A 20806-nucleotide genomic window follows, 5' to 3' on the forward strand; every position below is an offset into this window, starting at 1 on the left:
CTCTCGCGTGCGCTAGGCTGAAGCCCTTTGCGGCGCCGGATTGCGGGTGCGCGACGGCCCGGGTCATGCTTGGACCGGGTGCCGCATTGTCCCGAAAAATTGCGGAAATATCCGCCGCGAAGTTCGGAATCATCCGACCCCGACGCCAGAGTTGGCTGGGTACAGTGGCTAGCGTTGGCCTCAGTCTGGCCTCTGGCGGGCGCCGCCGAATCGTCTGCGCACCCGCTCCGTCCAAGCATACGAATGAACAGGAACCTCTATCGTCTGGTGTTCAATGCCGCATGCGGTATGCCGGTGGCAGTACAGGAGTGTGCCACGGGACGCGCCAAAGGCCGCCACGGCAGCGTGGGGAGCAACGGTGGCAATACGGCCTTCGCGCCGGTGTTGTGGCGTGCCGCGCTGGCAACGGCGATGATGGGGTTACCGGCAGTTCTGGACCAGGCGGCACACGCACAGACGCTGCCGATCCAGGTGGACAGGAACGCGCCAGGGCAACGCCCGGTGGTGGGCGTGGCGGCCAACGGCGTCCCGGTAGTGAACATCGCCCCGCCGCAACGCAACGGCGGGACCAGCGTGAATAACTTTATTCAGTACGGCGTGGGACCGTCCGGCGTAGTGCTGAACAACAGCGGCCAGAATTCGCAGACCCAGATTGCTGGCTGGGTGCAGGGCAACATGCAGCTGGGCAACAACAGCGCCAGCAACATCGTACTGCAAGTGATGCAGCCTAATCCGTCGCAACTTATGGGACAGCAAGAGATCGCCGGGCGCCGGGCGAACCTGCTCCTGGCCAACCCTGCCGGCATTACCTGCTCGGGCTGCGGCGTGATCAATGCCGACCGCTTCACGCTCTCCACGGGCCGCCCGGTGTTTGGCGCCGATGGGGATGTCACCGGCTTCGACGTGCGGGCGGGCAACATTGCCATTGGTGGGCAGGGCCTGTCCAGCCCGCAGGCACAGGTCGATCTGCTGGCACGCTCGATCAGCATCAACGCCGAGCTGTGGGCCAGGCATCTGAACGCAATCACCGGCGCAAACCAGATTGACCATGCGACGCTCAACACCACGCCGCAGGCTGTCACTGGCGCCGCGCCGCAACTTGCGCTGGATGCGGCGGCGCTGGGATCGATGTACGCGAATTCGGTACGGCTCATCGGCACCGAGAAAGGCGTTGGTTTCAATATCGGCGGCGGCATCTCGGCGCGCGCGGGCGACATCGTGGTGGACAACAACGGCGACGTACGCATCGCGCCGGGTGGCCGCCTGCAGGCCGACGGCAGTGCCACGGTGGCGGGCGCCAACATCGACAACGCCGGCACCATCACGACGCGCGGCGCCATCGCGACTACCACGCCGGGCCAGTTGACCAATAGCGGCGTGCTTGCCGCCGGCACCGACCTGACGGGCCAGGCCGACAGTATCGTCAACAGCGGCACCATCGGCGCAGGCGTCGATGCCAATGCCAACGTGACCGGCGCGGGCACGGCCAACCTCACCGCAGGTACGGCCATCCGGTCCAACGGCAGTATCCTGACCGGCGCGGACATCAACCTGTCGGCGCCGACGCTGGACCTCTCCAACGGCAAAGTCACCTCGCACGACACCGCCAGGCTGTCAGCCTCGGGCGACATCACCCACCGGAACGCGCGGCTCGAAGCGAACACGGTGCAGATAAGTGCCGCAGGCACGGTCGATAATCGCGGAGCGGCCATCGTGGCAGGCGTCAACGGCGGCACCGTGCGTGGCACCAGCGTGCTGAACCAGCGCGGCACCATCAGCAGCGGCGGCGCGCTGGGCGTCGAGGGAACGCAGACGGTGGATAACACCGGCGGCGCTGTGGCCGGGACGCTCGCCACCACGGTGGCGGCGCCCGGTGTGGTCAATCGCAGTGGCGTGATCGGCTCGGTACAGGACAAGCTGACCGTGACCGGGGCGCTTGACAACACCAGCGGCAAGGCACTCGCCGCCACCGATCTGCGCGTCACCGGCGGCGCCATCGTGAACGATCACGGTCAGATGTCCGCCGGCGAGACCCTGAACGCGGATACCGCCGGCCAGGCGCTCACGAATACCGCGGGCGTGATCGCGGCGGCCAACATTCAGGCCGACACCGGCCGCTTCGATAACCGCGCGGGCGTGGTGCAGTCCACCGGGCTGCTCGTGGCCGACACGCACGGACAGCGCTACGACAACAGCCAGGGACTCACTGTCGCCAACGGCGACCTGACGCTGAGTACCGGCGCCTTCGGCAACCAGGCCGGGACGGTCTCCGGCAAGCAGTCGGTCACGGTGAACATGACGACCTTCGGCAATGCGGGCGGCAAGGTCGTGTCGGGCGGGCCGCTCGCCATGACCGGCGACAGCCTCTCCAACAACGGTGGCCAGCTCGCCTCGAACGGCGACGCCAGGTTCCGGATTGCCGGCACCTTCGACAACACGGCGGGTTTCACGCATGCAGGCGGCACGCTGGGCGTGCAGGCGGGCACCCTCGTCAACCGCGACACGCTGGGTGGCACCGAAAAGACGCCGAGGGGCATGGAGGGCGCCAGCGTCAAGCTCACGGCAAATGCCATCGACAACGGCCAGGGTGCGCTGCGCGCCGATGCCGTGCTTGACGCCGATGCGGCGACGCTCGACAACTCCCGGGGCGAGGTGACCTCGGGTGGCACGGCGCAACTGAACGTGGGCACTACCACCAACACCGATGGCCTGCTCGCCGCCAATACCTCGCTCGGCATCCAGGGCAACACTCTCACCGGCGACGGCACGGTCCAGTCGCAAGGCGATCTCAGCGCCAGGCTGACCGGCGACTTCAACAATACCAAGACCGTGGCCGCCGGCAAGACGCTGAGCCTGGACACCAGCGGGGATGTGGCCAGCAGCGGCAAGATGACCGCCGGCGAGGCGCTGGATGTGCACGGGCGCAACGTGAGCAACTCGGGCGAGTTGGTCGGCCAGGTCTCGAACACCATCCGTGCCGACCAGGCGGTCACCAACAGCGGCCTGATCGACGGTGGCGCGGTGCGCGTGCAGGCCGGCACGACAGTCACCAACACCGAGCGCATCTTCGGGGACACTGTTGCCATCGGCGCAGGCGTGCTGATCCTGAACGACCGGAACGCCGCCACCGGCAAGGGTGGTGTGATCGCCTCGCGCACCGGCGATGTGGACCTTGGCGCGCCCGATATCGTCAACCGCGAACACGCGCTGATCCTGTCCTCGCAGGACCTGAGGGTGGGCGGTGCTCTGGACGCCGATGGCAAGGCCACGGGGCAGGCGAGCTCGCTTACCAATGCCTCGGCCGTCATCGATGTCGCACGCGACGCCGACATCAAAGCGGCCAGCATTCGCAACGAAAGCAGCCATTTCGAGACCCAGGTGACGGACACTGGCGTCCAAAGGACGCTGGTCTATCGCCTCAAAGGCTCCCTGGAAGATATCGATCCGGCCACGGCGCTCATCTTCGACTGGAGCGGCAAGGACGATTATTTCCATGCTGGCACGGACCTGGGCTGGCTGTACCGGGATGGCAACCAGAAAGGCGTCGCACGCTTGCTGCTATTGCCCTCGGAACAATATCCATTCGCGGAGTTCGGGCCGCCGTTCGACTGGTCGCGCCGCCCTGATGGCGAGGCGGGACCGGTAATGTACTGGCAGGACCCCTTTTACGTGGACTACTACGGCGGCATGCCGAAAAACACATGGTCGCCGGTGGGACTGGCCTACACGTTGCACTTCGAGAACGATGTCAACGGCAATCCGGTGCTGATGGCGGAAAAGTACAACTACCCGCCCGACCATCCGATCTGGGACAAGCTGAAGGTCGCGCGTCCCGACAGTGCGCCGCCACCATACCCTGCCGCTTGCGAGGTCAATGCCCCGCCCGCCTGCATCGCTGCGCACCAGAAGTACCGGGACTGGCATGACGCCAACATTGCCAGGTACGAGGCACTGAACGACAAGATCATCGCCTTCAACAAGGATTTCCACGCGCGCACCGTCGATAACTTCTATTCCGTTGACAAGCAGACGCAAGTGCGCGAGGAGGTGGTCTTGCACACCGATCCCGCCCGATTGCTGGTCGGCGGCAACGCCACGCTCAATGGAGCCGTGGTCAACGACAAGAGCGAGATCGCCATCGGCGGAACACTGAACGTGCCGGCACCGGTGCGGAACGAAGGATATACCGGCACCCGGTTCGAGACTGTCACCGGCACACAGGCGTGGCACTACATCAACCACGGCGTCAATGCACCGGACCGGCGCTCGACCACAGCGGAAATCCCGCCCCTCGACGTGACGCTGCCGCTGCAACTGGCAACCGGCACAACGCAGCAGAATCTGCAGACCGTCCCGGGCAGTGGCACGGCCATCGACCCGAGAGCGGGCGTCACACCGATCGCCAGCGCGCCGACCCTGACGCAGGTCGCGCTCAACCCAGGAGGGGCCACAGCCGGCGGGCGTCTGGGTGGCGAGGTGATCCGCACCGTCACGCCGTCGCTGGCAATGCCGACCAACGCGCTGTTCGTCACGCGGACCGATCCCGGTGCGCGCTACCTGATCGAAACCGATTCGCGCTTCACCAACCAACGCCAGTGGCTGTCCAGCGATTTCATGCTGACCCAGTTGGGCCAGGACCCGACGAGGGTCCTCAAGCGCCTGGGAGATGGCTTCTACGAGGCGCGGCTGGTGGCGGACGCCGTGATGCTTGGCACCGGTCAGCGTTTCGTGGGCGACTACACCGGCAACGAGGCCCAGTACCAGGCGCTGATGCAGTCCGGCGTCGAATTCGCCAGGCAGTTCTCGCTGAACGTCGGCACGGCACTGACTGCCGAGCAGATGCGGGCGCTCACCACCGACATCGTCTGGATGGTGGAGAAGACCGTAACGCTGCCGGACGGCTCCACGCAGCAGGTGCTGGTGCCGCAGGTGTACCTGAAGGTGCGCGCGGGCGACCTCAAGGGCGACGGCACGCTGATCACGGCGCGCAACGCGAAGGTCCGGACCGACGGGGACGTGAAGAACACCGGCACCATCGCGGCACGCGATGTGATGCTGATCGATGCGGGCAACATCCGCAACGAGCGAGGCACGCTGTCAGCCGGTGCCATGGGGCTGAATGCCAAGCAGGACCTCGACAACCTGGCCGGCAGGATCAGCGCCGACAACCTGGCGGTCACCGCAGGCCGGGACATCAACCTGACCACCACCACCGCGTCCGCGGGCAACAGGGTCGGTGAATCCACCGCCAGCCGCACCGTCATCAGCGGCGTCGCCAGCGTGGAGGCGGACAATGCCGTCTTTGTGGCGGGCCGGGACATCAACAGCCAGGCGGCCAGCATCGCGGCAGCCGACAGCCTCGGCATGGGCGCCGAACGGGACATCAACCTGGACACGGTGCAGGTGGCCGAGGGCTTCGATGCCGTCGCGGACGCGAAGAACCGTTCCAGCGTTGTGCACACGGCAGAGATCGGCACGCTGATCACAGGCCGTGACATAACGCTCGCTGCCGGCCAGGACGTCAATGCCAAGGCAGCCTATGTGAGCGCCGATGATGCCATCGCGGTCAGCGCGGGGCGCGATATCAACGTGACGGCCGGCGAGGCCGGCGTGGCGATACGCGACGAGCAGTCGATGCAAAGCGGCGGCTTCCTGTCGAAGAAGTCCACCCATACCATCGATGCGGCAAGCCGCACCGAGGCGCTGGGCAGCACCTTCTCCGGCGACACGGTTGACATGGCGGCAGGGCGGGACCTTACCACCTCGGGCAGCACGATTGCGGCCACGCACGACGTGAATCTCGACGCCAGGCGCGACATCACCATCGGCACTGCCGAAACCACCTCGTCGTCCTACAGCTTCAAGGAGGAGAAGAAGTCCGGCTTCGGCGCCACCGGTTCCGGCCTCTCCTACGGCAAGCGCGAGCAGAAGGACACCGTCAACGACAAGGGCATGCAGCAGGCGGGCAGTCTGATCGGCTCCACCGACGGCAGCGTGCATATGAAAGCGGGCAGCACGCTCAAGGTCACGGGCAGCGACCTGATCGCCAGGCAGGATATTACCGGTGTGGCGGCGGACGTGACCATCGAGGCCGCGCAGAACAGCCAGCACCACGACGAAACCCATGAGGTCAGGCAAAGCGGCTTCACGCTGGGCGTGTCGGGCGGCGCCATCGGCGCGGCGATCAACGCGGGCAACAAGGTCAGCTCGGCCAGCAAGAGCCAGGACGGACGGGCTTCCGCACTGTGGGGCATCGCGGCAGCGCGCGACGTAGCCGATACCGGTGCGGCGCTGGCGCAGGCCGGGGGCGATCCGTTAAAAGGTGCTGCGGTCACCCTCTCATTTGGCACCAGCCAGAGCAAGCGGACCCTCACCGAGGACAGCATCAGCCACAACGGCGCCAATGTCTCGGCGGGTGGCACGGCAGCCTTCATGGCGACGGGCGTGAACGCCAATGGCAACAAGACAGCCGGCAACCTGAACGTCATCGGCTCGAACATCGATGCCAACAAGGTGGCGCTGGGTGCGAAGCATGACATCAATATCATGTCAGCCACGGACATGAACGAGAGCCACAGCACCAACAAATCGAGCAGCGCCAGCGTCGGGGTCTCCTACGGCGCGCAAGGGTTCGGGGTATCGGCGTCGGCCTCCAAGTCCAAGGGCAACGCGGACAGCGGAGGCACAAGCCAGGCCAACAGCCATGTGACCGGCAGGGAATCCGTCACCTTCGTCTCGGGCAATGACACCAATATCCTGGGCGCCATGGTCGGCGGCGGCAAGGTGGTGGGGGACGTGGGTGGCAACCTGAACATCGCCAGCCGCCAGGACACCGAGGAGATGCGCGCCAGGCAGCAAAGCATCGGTGGCGGCTTCAGCATCAGCCAGGGTGGCGGCTCGGCCAGCTTCTCCGCAAGCAAGGGCAAGGCCAGTGGCAACTATGCGAACGTGAGCGAACAGTCGGGCATCCATGCGGGCGACGGCGGCTTCGACATCCGCGTGGAAGGCAACACCGACCTCAAGGGCGCGGTGATCGCCAGTGTTGCCGGCAAGGACAAGAACCACCTTGATACCGGCACGCTCAGTTTCAGCGATATGCAGAACCACTCGGACTACAGCGCGACCTCGTTTGGTGTGTCTGGGGGCATTACCGCGGGTCCGCAGAACGGTGAGAAAAACAGCGGCCAGACTTCCGGCAGAAACACCGGCGGCATCAGTCCCATGGTTCCGCAGCACGAGAGCGGCAGCCAGGACGGCGTGGCGCGCAGCGCGATTGCGGATGGGACCATTACCATCCGCGACGAAGCCAGTCAGAAGCAGGATCTGGCAGACCTCAGGCGTGACACCGTCGGCACCAATACCACGGTGGGCAAGAACCCCGACCTGATGAACGTGCTCGACAAGCAGGCCGACATGATGGCGGCGGCGCAGGCGGCTGGCGAGGCGGTTGCTAAGACGGTAGGCCAGGTTGCCAACGCCAAGCAGGAGGAAGCGCAGAATCGGTACAAGACCGCTGCGCAAGCGTATCAGCAGGATCCCAGCGCCGAAAACCAGGCGGCCATGACGGCGGCTCAGTCGGATATTGACGGCTGGAAGGAAGGTGGCGACTATCGCGCCGCGCTGCACGGTGCGGGCGGTGCGCTCGTTGCCGGCCTGGGTGGCGGCAATGCGTTGGCCGGAGCTGCCGGTGCAGCAGGCGCATCACTGTCGGCACCGAAGATTCAGAATGGCGTGAATGCTGTCTATACCAACGTCAATACTGGAAATACCGACCTCGATCACGCTATTGCCAACATCGCCGGCAATATCGCCGCAGGCGGTATCGGTGCGGTGATTGGCGGCGGTTCTGGCGCGTCGACCGCCTCAAATGTAGACCGCTTCAATCGCCAGTTGACTTATGCCAAGTCCGAGGACATGAAGACGGTTGCGGCAAAGGAAGCGGCCAAGGCGGGCATGACCCCAGAGCAGATGGAAAAGGCAATGGGCGTCGTGCTTGGTACCTATTACGATGAGAAGGGTGTAGCGAAATCGGAAGGCGTTACTTACGACCAATATATGAAGGCGCAGGCCGCGCTACTGTCACAGCCGGCCAATTCGCCGCTGGCTAAAGAGTATGCTCAGTCTCAACGGGGGGTACTACCGCAGTTTGCCTTTGGGGATGCAGATGGGGCGCCAAATTTTGGCCGTGTTCCATTGTTTGGCATACCAACAATGGGGGCCATCGATGACGCAGTAGCGTCCCAGGCAGCGATTCGGGCGAGAGTCGAAGGAAACGTCGCGGAAAGTGCGGCTGCCCGCGCAGGTTCAAACTTCAATAAGCTGAATGAATGGCCGCCTAATAACGGATTTGTCCCCGGTACAGGAGAGCGCTACACCCTTTTCCCAGGACAATTCGTGGACCGATATGGTTCTGTGCAAGGTACATTCGTTGCTGAAGCCGGTGCTTCATATAGATCTCGTGCACTTCGCCCGGGGTCCGATAGTGCCCCATACCATGTGTATGAAGTCACTCGACCTATTGAAGTAACTGCAGGCCCAACTAGACCTTGGTTTGGCTATGAAGGTATGGGAACTCAATACAAATTTGATGAATCGGTTCGAAATTTGATCAATCGTGGCGCATTGAGGAGAACGCAGTGAATGCCAAGGAATTGAAAAGTGAACTAGATCGACTCGGCGTTCCGCGCCGTGTCTATTCCTTGTCCGGATGGAGAGATGAGAGGCTGTGTCTCGAGGAGCGTAGTGGAACGTGGCATGTCTTCTTCGTCGAGAGAGGGGGCGAGCGTCCGTTAAGAGAGTTTCAATCCGAAAATGATGCTTGTCATTTCATGCTCGAGGAACTGAAGCTAGAAATCTGAAGGATTGCCTGCAGTCAATTTTTATGACCGTCTCCTCATTCTAGGCGCATGACGTCTCCCCTTTTTGTCCCAGGCGTCGTGTCCCGGATCAGGACTGTCGAGATCAATGTCGTCAAAGCGTAAGGCGCTATATCGAAGGTTTGCATCGCCAGCCGTTCAGAACTTCTTTTGGACTGTCGGCATGGTGTATCTGTCGCACAAGCTGCAGAACGATCCCAGTGACCTGGCCTGGCGCCTTTGCGTAGGCATCATGCTGATGCAGATCATTGTGACGGCACTGCAGCTGCTTACCCAGGTCAATTTGCTCTCGCTAATGGGGTTCGCTTTGGCGATCTTTGGCCTTGGTTCCCTTCTCGTTGGAAGAGAGAGTTCACCGGTGCACGGCGAAGTCTCCGCGAGCGATACGCAAGAAGAATAGGTACATCTCCAATGCGACTAGATTCTCAGGCGCGTCGCAAGGCGCGCGGCGTCTTCCCGTTTGTCCCGTTCCTGCTGACGTTGCCCTCCCTGGCCGCCGCCCAGGCCCAACCCTTCTTCCCGCAGGTTACCCCCAACGACGCCATCGAGCGCCGCCAGGAACAACAGCAGGAGGCCGCGCGCGAACGTGCCATGGCCCGCCCCGATGTGCTGACGCCGGGTCCGGCCGAGCCGGCCCTGGCAGGCCCGCTGATCCTCCGCAACGAATCCCCCTGCTTCCCGATCAAGACCGTGCACTGGGAAGACGCCGATGAGTTCGAGTGGTTGCAAGCCGAGGCCAGCATCCTGCCCGGTCAGTGCGTGGGCGGCCAGGGGCTGGAAGCCATCCAGGACTACTTCTCCGCACGCTTGGTAGTCCGAGGCTACATGACCACGCGCGTGCTGATTCCTGAGCAAAGCCTCGCCAGCGGTGAACTACGGCTGCGCGTGGTGGCCGGACACATCACCGGCGTCAAGGCCGAGGGCACGCCCGGTTGGTGGCGAACCGCGCTGCCGACCCGCCCGGGAGGGCTGGTGAACCAGCGCGACCTGGACCAGGGCATGGAGAACATGCGTCGTCTGCAGGGCCAGGCCGACGCCAGTATCGACCTGGTACCGGGAGAGAAGCCAGGCGATACCGAGTTGGTCGTCAAGCCCGGCACCGGCAAGCGCTGGCATGCCCTGATCACGGGTGACAACGCCGGCCTGGACAACACCGGCAAGTACCAGATGGGCGGCACGCTGACGGTGGATTCGCCGTTGTTCCTGTACGACAGCCTGACCATTTCCGGCAACACCAATGCCAACCTCGGCAACGGCGCGGCCGGTGCGCGCTCGTCGGCCATCAACTACAGCATTCCGTTTGGCTACTGGAACGCCTTTTTCAACGCCAACCAGTCGAAATACCACCAGACCGTGGCGGGCTTCGAGGGCGATATCGCCTACGGCGGGCGCAGCACACAGATCGAGGCGGGCCTGGGCTATGTGCCGTTTCGCAACGCCTCGGGCAAGACCAGCCTGTACGGCAAGGTGTTCCGCAAGACCGCCAGCACCACGCTGGACGGCATCGACATCGCCGTGCAGCGTCGGGATTTCGTCGGTTACGAGGTCGGTGCCTCGCATCGCCAGTACCTTGGCAACACGGTGCTGGATATCGGCGCGGCCTGGCGTGCATCCCTGCCCGCGCATTCCAAGACGCCCGGCTTCGTGCTGGGCGATCCGGACTGGGGCGGCAAGTCTGAACTGCTGCTCGCCAACGCGGGCCTGATGGTGCCGTTCCAGGTCGCCGGGCAGCGCCTGCGCTACCAGGGCAACCTGCGCATGCAGTACGCGCACACCCGCATCCTGCCCTCCGACTATTTCGTTATCGGCAACCGCTACTCGGTGCGCGGCTTCGATGAGCAGCTGACGCTGGCCGCGGAGAACGGCGTGACCTGGCGCAACGACGTGGCCTGGCAACTTGGCAATACTGGACAAGAAGCCTTTGTCGGCTTCGACGCCGGCCACGTCAGCGGCCCGTCTGCGGCATTCCTGGTCGGCCAGACCCTGATGGGCGCGGTGATCGGCGCGCGCGGGCGCTGGGCCATGGGCGGCTTTGCCGCGCTGACCTATGAGGTAACGCTCGGCTGGCCGGTCAGGAAGCCCGAGTTCTTCCGCACGCGCCAGCCCAATCTCGCTGCGCAGATCGGGGTGGAGTTCTGATCCGCCCGAACGGTGCGGAGTATCGACTTGCTGCTGTGACAGAGCATGAATGTAGTGTTGACCCAACTGAAGGAGAAGATCGCATGAACAAAGTGACGGCCATATCCCTGGTCGCCGCGGCCGGGCTGCTCGCCATGCTCGGCGGCTGTGCCACCGAATCGTCCACGGCGCTGCCGGTGCAGAAAGTAGAGAGCGCCAGCCGTCCCTACGCCGGCGTCCGCACGCCGATTTCGGTCGGCAAGTTCGACAACCGTTCGAGCTACATGCGCGGCGTGTTCTCCGACGGCGTCGACCGGCTGGGCGGCCAGGCCAAGACCGTGCTGATCACGCACCTGCAGCAGACCAACCGCTTCAATGTGCTCGACCGCGACAACATGGACGAGATCAAGCGCGAGGCAGCCATCAAGAGCCAGGCTCAGCGCCTGAAGGGGGCCGACTACGTGATCACCGGCGACGTGACCGAGTTCGGCCGCAAGGAAACCGGCGACCAGCAGCTGTTCGGCATCCTGGGCCGCGGCAAGTCGCAGGTCGCGTATGCCAAGGTCGCGCTCAACGTGGTGAATATCGCGACCTCGGAAGTCGTGTTCACCGCCCAGGGTGCAGGCGAGTACGCGCTGTCGAGCCGGGAGGTAATCGGCTTTGGCGGCACGTCCAGCTATGACTCGACGCTCAACGGGAAGGTGCTGGACCTCGCCATGCGCGAAGCCGTGACCAACCTGGTCAGCGGCATCGAAAGCGGCGCCTGGAAGCCCGTCACCCCCTGATTCCAAAAAAACAGCCAAGGAGAAATCGTGAAGACATTGTTCCGGCCGCAGCGCCTGGCGGTGCCTGCCCTGGTCGCAAGCGCATTGCTGGCGGGCTGCGCGGCTCCCGCCAAGCCCCTGTATCAGTGGGAAGGCTACCAGCCGCAGGTCTACCAGTACTTCAAGGGTGAACCGAAGCAAGCCCAGATCGAGGTGCTGGAGCGCGACTTGCAGAAAATCATGGCGGCCGGCAATACCCCGCCGCCCGGCTACCACGCGCACCTCGGCATGCTGTATGCCGATATCGGCAAGGATGACGAAATGGTCCGCGAATTCCAGACCGAGAAGGCGCTGTTTCCCGAGTCGGGAGCCTATGTGGACTTCCTGCTGAAGAACGTCAAAAGCAAGGGAGAGAAGAAATGAGCAAGCTGTTCCATCGCGTCCTGATGCTGCTGGGCGTCGCCACGCTGGCAGCCGGCTGTGCCGCGCCGACGAAGAACGTGGATTACGCCGCCTTCAAGGAAAGCCACCCCCGCTCGATCGTGGTGCTGCCGCCGCTGAACAACTCGCCGGACGTGAAGGCCACTTACGCCCTGCTGTCGCAGGCCACGCAGCCGCTGGCCGAATCCGGCTACTACGTGCTGCCGGTCGCGCTGGTTGACGAGACCTTTCGCCAGAACGGCCTGACGATACCGGGCGACATCCACGCGGTGGCACCCGCGAAGCTGCGCGAAATCTTCGGCGCGGACACCGCGCTGTACATCACCGTGACCGACTATGGTCCGAAGTACCAGGTCGTCAGCAGCACCACCGTTGTCGCCGCCGAAGCAAAGCTCCTGGACCTGAGGACGGGCAAGACGCTCTGGACCGGACAGGCGTCGGCTGCCAACAATCAGTCGGGTAACGCTGGCGGTGGGTTGATCGGCGCGCTGATCGGCACGGCCATTGCACACGCAATCAGCAGCGTGTCGGATGCCGCCTATGGGGTGGCCGGCAGGACTAGCCAGCAACTGCTCTCGGCGGGTACGCCTGGCGGAATCCTGTATGGGCCGCGGTCGCCGAAGTACGGCACGGACTGACTATTATGGCCCTGGTTTGTGAGAGGGCCGGCCTGCCGTAGTTCGCGCGGGCATCCCCCGATGCCCGCCCTCCGTCCCCCCTAAAGTCCTGCCCCTCAGGCGCCGTTAACGCTACCAGGCCCCCGATTTCCCAAACAACACCCAATTCCCCCGCCTTTTCCCATGAATGGGAAGGCTGTCCCGCTTCGATAATCCCTGCTGACGAATAGCGGCCTGCCGCTTCGCACGGAGCATGGATGTCCGAAGAAAGCGACCTCGAGAAAACCGAACCCGCCTCACCCCGGCGCCTGGAAAAGGCGCGCGAGGAGGGGCAGGTAGTGCGTTCGCGCGAGCTCGCCACGTTCGTCATGCTGATCGCCGGCGTGACCGGCCTGTGGACGCTGGGCGGCCATCTGGGCCGCAGCCTGAACCAGGTGATGCAGGGGGCGCTGCGCTTCGAGCCGGCAACGGCGTTCGATACCTCGCGCATGCTGTCGCGCTTTGCCATGATGGTGTGGGACAGCCTGCTGGCCTTCCTGCCGCTGCTGTTCCTGTTCGGCGTTGCGGCGCTGGCGGCGCCGTTGCTGCTGGGGGGCTGGGTGTTCTCGGGCAAGTCCTTCGCGCCGCAGTTCTCGCGCCTGTCGCCGCTGGCGGGGCTGGGCCGGATGTTCTCCGCGCATTCGCTGGTGGAGCTGCTCAAGGCCGTGGCCAAGTCGCTGCTGGTGGGCAGCGTGGGCGCCTGGGTGCTGTGGCGGCGCCTGCCCGAGGCCATCGCGCTGATGAATGCGCCGGTGCAGGAAGCGCTGCTGCACATGGTCGACCTGGTCATGTATTGCTGCCTGGTGGTGTCGCTGTCGCTGCTGGTGGTGGCGGCCATCGACGTGCCGTGGCAGTACTGGGAGTTCTTCAAGAAGCTGCGCATGACCAAGGAAGAGGTCAAGCAGGAATTCAAGGAAAGCGAGGGCGACCCGCATATCAAGGGCCGCATCCGCCAGCAGCAGCGCGCCATGGCGCGCCGCCGCATGATGACCGAGGTGCCCAAGGCCGACGTGGTGGTGACCAACCCCACCCACTTTGCCGTGGCGCTGCGCTATGAGGAGGGGCGCATGGGCGCGCCGCGCGTGGTGGCCAAGGGCACCGGCGATATTGCCGCCCGCATCCGCGAGCTGGCTGCAGAGCACCGCGTGCCGCTGATGTCGGCCCCGCCGCTGGCGCGTGCGCTGCACCGCCACGTGGAGCTGGGCCAGGAAATCCCCGCCGGACTGTATACCGCCGTGGCCGAAGTGCTGGCCTGGGTCTATCAACTGAAGCACTGGCATTACTCGCAGGGCCCGCAGCCGCAGGCACCCGCGGACCTGCCGGTGCCCGATGAACTCGCCGTACCGGAAATGCGCGAATGAACGCTCTGAGCAACCTGTTCAACCTGCCCGGCCTGCGCTCCGCCGGCCAGCTCAAGGCCATGACCGGGCCGCTGCTGATCATCATGATCCTGGGGATGATGATCCTGCCGCTGCCGGCCTTCGTGCTGGACCTGCTGTTCACCTTCAATATCGCGCTGGCGATCATGGTGCTGCTGGTCAGCATGTACACGCAGAAGCCGCTGGACTTTGCCGCCTTCCCGGCGGTGCTGCTGTTCACCACGCTGCTGCGCCTGTCGCTGAACGTGGCCTCCACGCGCGTGGTGCTGCTCGAAGGCCATACCGGCCCGGACGCCGCGGGCAAGGTGGTGGAGGCCTTCGGCCACTTCCTGGTAGGGGGCAACTTCGCGGTCGGCATCGTGGTGTTCGCGATCCTGGTGGTGATCAACTTCATGGTGATCACCAAGGGTGCGGGGCGTATCGCCGAAGTCGGCGCGCGCTTCATGCTGGATTCGATGCCCGGCAAGCAGATGTCGATCGATGCCGACCTGAACGCCGGCCTGATCGACGAGGCCGCCGCCAAGAAGCGCCGCGCCGAAGTGGCGCAGGAATCCGACTTCTACGGCGCGATGGACGGCGCCAGCAAGTTCGTGCGCGGCGATGCCGTGGCGGGCCTGCTGATCATGTTCATCAACGTTGCCGCCGGCATGGTGGTGGGCATGGTGCAGCACGACCTGGACTTCGGCACCGCCGTGCACAACTACACGCTGCTGACCATCGGCGACGGCCTGGTGGCGCAGATCCCGGCGCTGGTGATCTCCACCGCCGCCGGCGTGATCGTGTCGCGCGTGTCGAACGAGCAGGACGTGGGCGAGCAGCTCACCGGCCAGCTCTTTGCCAACCCGCGCGTGCTGTACCTGACCGCGGGCATCATCGGCCTGATGGGCATCATCCCGGGCATGCCGCATTTTGCCTTCCTGCTGCTGGCGGGCGCGCTGGTGTGGATGGGCCGTTATATGTCGCGCCGCGCCGCCACGCAGGAGCAGGTCAAGCAGCGCGAGGAGCGCACCCCGGCGGTGGCGCAGGAATCCACTGAAGCGAGCTGGGACGACGTCACGCTGGTCGACCCGCTCGGCATGGAAGTGGGCTACCGCCTGATCACGCTGGTGGACCGCGCGCAGGACGGCGAGCTGCTGGGCCGCATCAAGAGCATCCGCAAGAAGGTGGCGCAGGAGATCGGTTTCCTGGTGCCGGTGGTGCATATCCGCGACAACCTGGAGCTCAAGCCCAACGCCTACCGCATCACGCTCAAGGGCGTGGAGATCGGCCGCGGCGAAGCCATGCCGGGCCAGTGGATGGCGATCAACCCCGGGCAGGTCAGCGGCACGCTGCCTGGCGCGGCCACGCGCGATCCTGCCTTCGGCCTGCCGGCGGTATGGATCGACGCGGGCATCAAGGAGCAGGCGCAGTCCTACGGCTATACCGTGGTCGATGCCAGCACCGTGGTGGCCACGCACCTGAACCACCTGATCCACATGCACGCCGCCGAGCTGCTAGGCCGCCAGGAAGTGCAGGCGCTGCTGGACCGCATCGCCAAGGACTCGCCCAAGCTGACCGAAGACCTGGTGCCGAAGGCCATTTCGCTGACCGCGCTGCAGAAGATCCTGCAGAACCTGCTGGACGAAGGCGTTCCCATCCGCGACATGCGCACCATCCTGGATGTGGTGGCCGAGCATGCGCCCAAGATCAGCGACCCGAACGAGCTGACCGCGATGGTGCGCGTGGCGCTGGGCCGCGCGATCACGCAGCAGCTGTTCCCGAACAACGCCGACCTGCAGGTGATCGGCCTGGATGCCGGCCTGGAGCGCGTGCTGTCGCAGGCGCTGACCAATGGCGGCGGGATCGAGCCGGGCCTGGCCGATGCGTTGCTGCAGCAGACCCAGGGCGCGGTCACGCGCCAGGAGCAGCTGGGCATGGACCCGGTGCTGCTGGTGCCGTCGCAGCTGCGCCCGCTGATGGCGCGCTTCCTGCGGCGCACCATGCCGCAGCTGAGGGTGCTGTCGCATGCCGAGGTGCCGGACAACCGCAATATCCGCATCACCGCCATGATCGGCGCGTGAGGAGTCATAGATGAGCGTAGCCAAGTTTGTCGCGGCCAACGGCCGCGAAGCCATGCGCCAGGTGCGCGAAGCCATGGGCCCGGACGCCGTGGTGCTGTCCAACCGCACCGTCGAGGGCGGCGTGGAGATCGTCGCCATGCGCGATGCGGATCTGGGCAGCGTGCAGGCCACGGCGCAGGTCTACGTGCCGCCCGCGCCGGTGGCCGAGCCCACCGCCATCGGCGACCTGCGCGGTGAGCTGCAATCGATGCGCGCAATGCTGGAGCGCCAGCTGGCCGGGATCAGCCCTGCCCAAAGCGCGGTTCCAAGCGCGGCAGCGCACGGCGTGGCCGCCAGCGACCCGCTGCGCGAATCCCTGTTTGAATGGATGGTCGGCGCCGGCTTCTCCGGGCAGCTGGCGCGCACGCTGCTGGCGCGGCTGCCGCTGGGCTACGACCGCCCCGCGGCCATGGGCTGGATCCGCACCGAACTGGCCAGCAAGCTGCCGGTGCTGGGCGATGAGGACAGCCTGTTCGCGCAAGGCGGCGTGCTGGCGCTGGTGGGTCCCACCGGCGTAGGCAAGACCACCACCACGGCCAAGCTGGCGGCGCGCTTCGTGCTGCGCCACGGCGCCGACAAGCTGGCGCTGCTGACCACCGACAGCTTCCGTATCGGCGCGCATGAGCAGCTGCGCATCTACGGCGACATCCTGGGCGTGCCGGTGCATGCGGTAAAGGATGCCGCCGACCTGCGCTTCGCGCTGGCGGCGATGAAGGACAAGCACCTGGTGATCATCGACACCGTCGGCATGAGCCAGCGCGACCGCAGCCTGTCGGAACAGATCGCGATGCTGGCCGGCGTGCCGGCGCCGGTGCAGCGCGTGCTGCTGCTCAACGGCGCCAGCCACGGCGATACCCTCAATGAAGTGGTGCATGCCTACCGTCATGACGCCGCGCCCGATGGGGGCGGCATCGACGGCTGCATCATCAGCAAGCTGGATGAGGCCACCCACCTGGGCTCGGTGCTGGACGTGGTGATCCGCCACCGCCTGCCGGTGTTCTACGCCTCTACCGGCCAGCGCGTGCCCGAGCACCTTGAGCTGGCCAACAGCACCGCGCTGGTGGAGCGTGCCTTCCTGACGCCGCGCCGCGGTTCGGTATTTGCCGATGCGGACGCCGCACGCCGGCGCAGCGCCGGCACCGATGACGAGGCCCCCGCGCGTGGCGGTGCCGACGAGGTGCTGCGCTCGCTGACCGACAGCGCCGACGCGCTGAGCCAGTGCGTGGCGGAACTCAATGGCGCGGGCCTGGGTCTGGACCTGGCGCGCTCGCTGTGGCAACAGCGCAGCGCCGGCGCCCCGGCCCTGCGCGCGATGTCGCAGCAGGTGCGCGAAGCGGTCTGCCGCGACGTGACCCGCCAGTGCGAGCAGTACGTGCTGGCCAGTGCCGCCACGCTGCAAGTGGCCGTGCCCGGCCGCCGCACGCCGCAGCCGATGCAGCACACGCTGTGGCTCGCCGACCGCGACGGCATGCCGCTGGCCGCCACCGTGACCCCGACCGGCCGTGCCGGCCAGCCGTTGGGCGAGGCCGAGTCCGATGCCGCCAGCCTGCGCGCCGCCATGAGCGCCGCGCGCAAGGTGGTCAACCTGATCGATGCCGTACCGACCGCCGCCACGCTGGCACGCTGGCAGCAGGCCGGCGAGCGCTGGGTGGCCAGCGCGCGCAAGACCGCGCGCGTGGTCAGCGCCGGCGCCGCCTGGAAGCTCGATGCGCTGGCCGACACGCTGACCTTCCACGCCGTGGGCGAGGACACCGTGCGCGAGCGTGAAGCCGTGCGCTGGCTGGCCAGCGCCGAAGTGCGCGTGCCGGACAGCCCGGTGCGCGGCAAGGGCACGCCCGAAGGCGGCATCGATGCCTGCCTGGTGGTGGCCCGCCTGGCCGACCGCGCCACCGGCGAACTGCTGGATACCCGTTACCTGCTGTGCGACCCGGCGCTGGCGCAAGATGCCGCGCAGGTGGCGCGCTGGGCCTTGTGGACCGACGCAGCCGATGCGCGCCTGCGCACGCTGCGCCACGCCATCGACCACTTCGCCCAGGACGCCGAAAGCGGCCACGCCGCCGGCGCCGCGCTGGCCGCACTGCAGCTGGGCCTGTCGGTGCTGCGCCTGGAACACGCGCCGACCGCGGCCGCGCCCGCCTTCCTCGCGCGCCTGGCTGGCCGCACGGTGCGCCAGGGCGTGCCGGTGCCGGGCACGGTGCTCAATGAAGGCATGGGCCGCATGCTGGCATTGCTCGACGTGCTGGAAAACTATCCGGGCCGCGGCACCGCCGTGCCCGCTGAAGCGATGGAGGTGTTGCAGTGAGCGCCCTCGCCATGGACCAGGCCGAGAGCCTGCGCCGGATGCTGGCGCCGCGCACGACGCGCCGTATCGCCGTGGTCGCCAGCGAACGCGGTGCCGGCGCCACCACCGTGGCGCTGGGCTTGTCGCACGCGCTGGCCATGCAGGGCGAACGCGTGCTGCTGGTCGACGAAGACGCCGCCGCGGCGTGCGCCACGCGGCTGTCCGGCGCCAGGCCCGCCGGCACCCTGGCCGATGTCAGCGCAGGCCGCCTGTCGCTGGAAGCTGCTGCAGGCACCGGTCCCGGTGGCGTGCTGTCGGTGCTGCCGGCTGGCCGGCCTGTGCCGGGCTGCGCCTTGCCGGCCGCTGCCGCGAGCGGCTTTCGCAGCGTGCTGGTGGATGCCGGCGTCGATACCGACGGCGCGCTGTCGCCGCTCGCGGGCGGCGCGCACAACGTGCTGATCGTGATGCGGCCTGAACTGGCGTCGATCACCGCCGCCTACGCGTGCATCAAGCGCCTGCACCACCTGTATGCCTGGCGCCAGTTCCACCTGATCGTCAACATGGCGGCGAGCGAGGCTACGGTGCAGGCGATCCTGCGCAACCTCGCGCGCACGGCCAGCCAGTACCTGGGCATTGAGGCGTTGTGCGCGGGCTGGCTGCCATCCGACCCGCTGGTGGCGCGCGGCGTGCAACTGGGGCGCTGCGTGGTCGAGGCGTTTCCGGCGGCGCCGGCCACCACCGCGCTGCGCCGCACCGCCGGCAGCATCGGTGCCTGGCCGCTGCGCGCGGACACGTCCGCGCCCGCAGCCGCAATGGCCTGAGCCTGCCAGCCATGCCATCCAACCGAACCAGACCCTGAGCCAGCCCCCGCCGCACGTTTCGGCGGTCCAGCAATCCAGCATTCACGAGAATTGCACCATGTACACGATCCAGGGAAAGCTCGAACAGGCCGATGTGGTCAAGGCGCATGCACAGCTGGTGCGCCGCATCGCCCTGCAACTGGCCGCCAGGCTGCCTGCCAGCGTGCAGATCGACGACCTGATCCAGGCCGGCATGATCGGCCTGCTGGATGCCGCCAAGCGTTATGAAGACACCCACGGCGCGCGCTTCGAGACCTACGCCAGCCAGCGCATCCGCGGCGCCATGCTTGACGAGGTGCGCGCCAACGACTGGCAGTCGCGCAGCCTGCGCCAGTTCACCCGGCGCATCGAGCGCACGCAGCGCGGGCTGGAGCAGAAGCTCGGGCGCGCGCCGCTCGACTCCGAAGTGGCCGAGGCCATGGAGATGGCGCTGGACGAATACCAGCTGCTGCTCAATGAGGTCTATGGCTGCCAGCTGCTGCACTACGAGGATTTCGAGCGCTCCGGCGAAGAAGACTTCCTGGACCGGCACCTTGGCGGCAGCGATGACGGCAACCCGCTGACCGTGCTGATGGAAAGCGGCATGCGCGAGGCGCTGATCCGCGCCATCGACCGGCTGCCGGAGCGCGAGAAGCTGGTGCTGTCGCTGTGCTATGACCAGGAGCTGAACCTGCGCGAGATCGGCGCGGTGCTCGATGTGACCGAGTCGCGCGTGTGCCAGATCCGCGGCCAGGCGATCACGCGGCTGCGCAACCAGCTGCGCGGCTTGCTGTGATGCAGGCGCTGGGCCGCGCCGCGCGCGGCGCTTGCTGGCTGCTGGCTGCCGCATCGGCCTGCGCCTGGGCCGCCATCGAGGGCGGCACCCGCCACGCCTGGACCGGATCGGTCAACGGGCCGGCACTCCACGGCCGCGGACAGCGCGCGGTGTCGCCGCCGATCCTGCCCACCGGCGTCTTGCCGCAGTCAGAAGGGGTCATCACGTCGGTGCGCTGGCGCTACAGCTTCGCCAAGACCCCACCGCTGGAACTGCAAGCCTATCTCTGCAATGCCCAGCGCTGCGTGCTGCTGCCGCAGGCGGAAGGCAAGACCGATGCGTTCTTCGGGGATGATGCCACCAAGGGCTTTGTGTTTGCGTTCCGGGTGCCGGGGCAGGGCAGCCTGGTGCCGGTGCTGCAGGGGCGCAGCAATGAGGTGGTGGTGGGGTTTAGGTAGGAGTGAATGTTCCGTTCTTTCGTCACTTCTGAATAAGTGACGAAAGAACGGAACATTTGGCGATCGCCTCAACCCGCCGCCAGACTCACCCCACCAGCCCCGGCCGCCGCCTTCCCATCC

The 20806-nt window shown here is 66.2% G+C and carries 13 protein-coding genes; all 13 read left to right on the forward strand.

The features are described 5' to 3' along the window. Positions 1 to 243: 243 nt before the first annotated feature. A complete protein-coding gene (locus AC3WRI_RS27960; RefSeq protein ID WP_492294511.1) occupies positions 244 to 8640 on the forward strand; it encodes a hemagglutinin repeat-containing protein in 8397 nt (2798 codons plus the stop codon). Continuing rightward, positions 8637 to 8858: a hypothetical protein gene (locus tag AC3WRI_RS27965; RefSeq protein ID WP_136227843.1), complete on the forward strand. Its 222-nt coding sequence runs from the start codon at positions 8637 to 8639 to the stop codon at positions 8856 to 8858. Before AC3WRI_RS27960 ends, AC3WRI_RS27965 begins: the two co-directional genes overlap by 4 nt. 181 nt (positions 8859 to 9039) lie before the next feature. Then, positions 9040 to 9276, forward strand: coding sequence for a hypothetical protein (locus tag AC3WRI_RS27970; protein ID WP_041687914.1), 237 nt, complete (start codon positions 9040 to 9042; stop codon positions 9274 to 9276). Between the two features lie 11 nt (positions 9277 to 9287). Then, on the forward strand, positions 9288 to 11015 hold the full coding sequence (locus AC3WRI_RS27975; protein WP_011616437.1) for a ShlB/FhaC/HecB family hemolysin secretion/activation protein: 1728 nt from the start codon (positions 9288 to 9290) through the stop codon (positions 11013 to 11015). 83 nt (positions 11016 to 11098) lie between these two features. Further along, positions 11099 to 11779, forward strand: a complete 681-nt coding sequence (locus tag AC3WRI_RS27980) for a CsgG/HfaB family protein (RefSeq protein WP_011616438.1) — start codon at positions 11099 to 11101, stop codon at positions 11777 to 11779. Between the two features lie 27 nt (positions 11780 to 11806). Further along, positions 11807 to 12181 carry a DUF4810 domain-containing protein gene (locus AC3WRI_RS27985; protein WP_011616439.1) on the forward strand — a complete coding sequence of 125 codons (375 nt, stop codon included), beginning with the start codon at positions 11807 to 11809 and terminating at the stop codon, positions 12179 to 12181. Continuing rightward, the gene (locus AC3WRI_RS27990; protein ID WP_011616440.1) at positions 12178 to 12837 is read left to right on the forward strand and encodes a DUF799 domain-containing protein; all 660 of its coding nucleotides are present in this window, start codon (positions 12178 to 12180) and stop codon (positions 12835 to 12837) included. Before AC3WRI_RS27985 ends, AC3WRI_RS27990 begins: the two co-directional genes overlap by 4 nt. Positions 12838 to 13073: 236 nt before the next feature. Beyond that, complete coding sequence (flhB, locus tag AC3WRI_RS27995) at positions 13074 to 14216, forward strand: flagellar biosynthesis protein FlhB (protein ID WP_011616441.1); 1143 nt, start codon at positions 13074 to 13076, stop codon at positions 14214 to 14216. Continuing rightward, complete coding sequence (flhA, locus tag AC3WRI_RS28000) at positions 14213 to 16294, forward strand: flagellar biosynthesis protein FlhA (protein ID WP_011616442.1); 2082 nt, start codon at positions 14213 to 14215, stop codon at positions 16292 to 16294. The genes flhB and flhA overlap by 4 nt, the downstream gene beginning before the upstream one ends. A gap of 10 nt (positions 16295 to 16304) precedes the next feature. Then, positions 16305 to 18635: a flagellar biosynthesis GTPase FlhF gene (gene flhF / locus AC3WRI_RS28005; RefSeq protein WP_454751358.1), complete on the forward strand. Its 2331-nt coding sequence runs from the start codon at positions 16305 to 16307 to the stop codon at positions 18633 to 18635. A gap of 11 nt (positions 18636 to 18646) precedes the next feature. Continuing rightward, positions 18647 to 19435, forward strand: coding sequence for a MinD/ParA family ATP-binding protein (locus tag AC3WRI_RS28010; RefSeq protein WP_492294513.1), 789 nt, complete (start codon positions 18647 to 18649; stop codon positions 19433 to 19435). 97 nt (positions 19436 to 19532) lie between these two features. Next, on the forward strand, positions 19533 to 20249 hold the full coding sequence (locus AC3WRI_RS28015) for an RNA polymerase sigma factor FliA (protein ID WP_010812673.1): 717 nt from the start codon (positions 19533 to 19535) through the stop codon (positions 20247 to 20249). Then, the gene (locus AC3WRI_RS28020) at positions 20249 to 20686 is read left to right on the forward strand and encodes a flagellar protein FlhE (RefSeq protein ID WP_010812672.1); all 438 of its coding nucleotides are present in this window, start codon (positions 20249 to 20251) and stop codon (positions 20684 to 20686) included. The genes AC3WRI_RS28015 and AC3WRI_RS28020 overlap by 1 nt, the downstream gene beginning before the upstream one ends. The last annotated feature ends 120 nt before the right edge of the window (positions 20687 to 20806 follow it).

The sequence above is a fragment of the Cupriavidus sp. FW305-27 genome, from assembly GCF_058787995.1.

Coding starts and splice junctions, on each gene's coding strand:
- AC3WRI_RS27960 (WP_492294511.1), top strand. CDS start 244: ATGAACAGGAACCTCTATCGTCTGGTGTTCAATGCCGCATGCGGTATG.
- AC3WRI_RS27970 (WP_041687914.1), top strand. CDS start 9,040: ATGGTGTATCTGTCGCACAAGCTGCAGAACGATCCCAGTGACCTGGCC.
- AC3WRI_RS27975 (WP_011616437.1), top strand. CDS start 9,288: ATGCGACTAGATTCTCAGGCGCGTCGCAAGGCGCGCGGCGTCTTCCCG.
- AC3WRI_RS27980 (WP_011616438.1), top strand. CDS start 11,099: ATGAACAAAGTGACGGCCATATCCCTGGTCGCCGCGGCCGGGCTGCTC.
- AC3WRI_RS27990 (WP_011616440.1), top strand. CDS start 12,178: ATGAGCAAGCTGTTCCATCGCGTCCTGATGCTGCTGGGCGTCGCCACG.
- flhB (WP_011616441.1), top strand. CDS start 13,074: ATGTCCGAAGAAAGCGACCTCGAGAAAACCGAACCCGCCTCACCCCGG.
- flhA (WP_011616442.1), top strand. CDS start 14,213: ATGAACGCTCTGAGCAACCTGTTCAACCTGCCCGGCCTGCGCTCCGCC.
- flhF (WP_454751358.1), top strand. CDS start 16,305: ATGAGCGTAGCCAAGTTTGTCGCGGCCAACGGCCGCGAAGCCATGCGC.
- AC3WRI_RS28010 (WP_492294513.1), top strand. CDS start 18,647: ATGGACCAGGCCGAGAGCCTGCGCCGGATGCTGGCGCCGCGCACGACG.
- AC3WRI_RS28015 (WP_010812673.1), top strand. CDS start 19,533: ATGTACACGATCCAGGGAAAGCTCGAACAGGCCGATGTGGTCAAGGCG.
- AC3WRI_RS28020 (WP_010812672.1), top strand. CDS start 20,249: ATGCAGGCGCTGGGCCGCGCCGCGCGCGGCGCTTGCTGGCTGCTGGCT.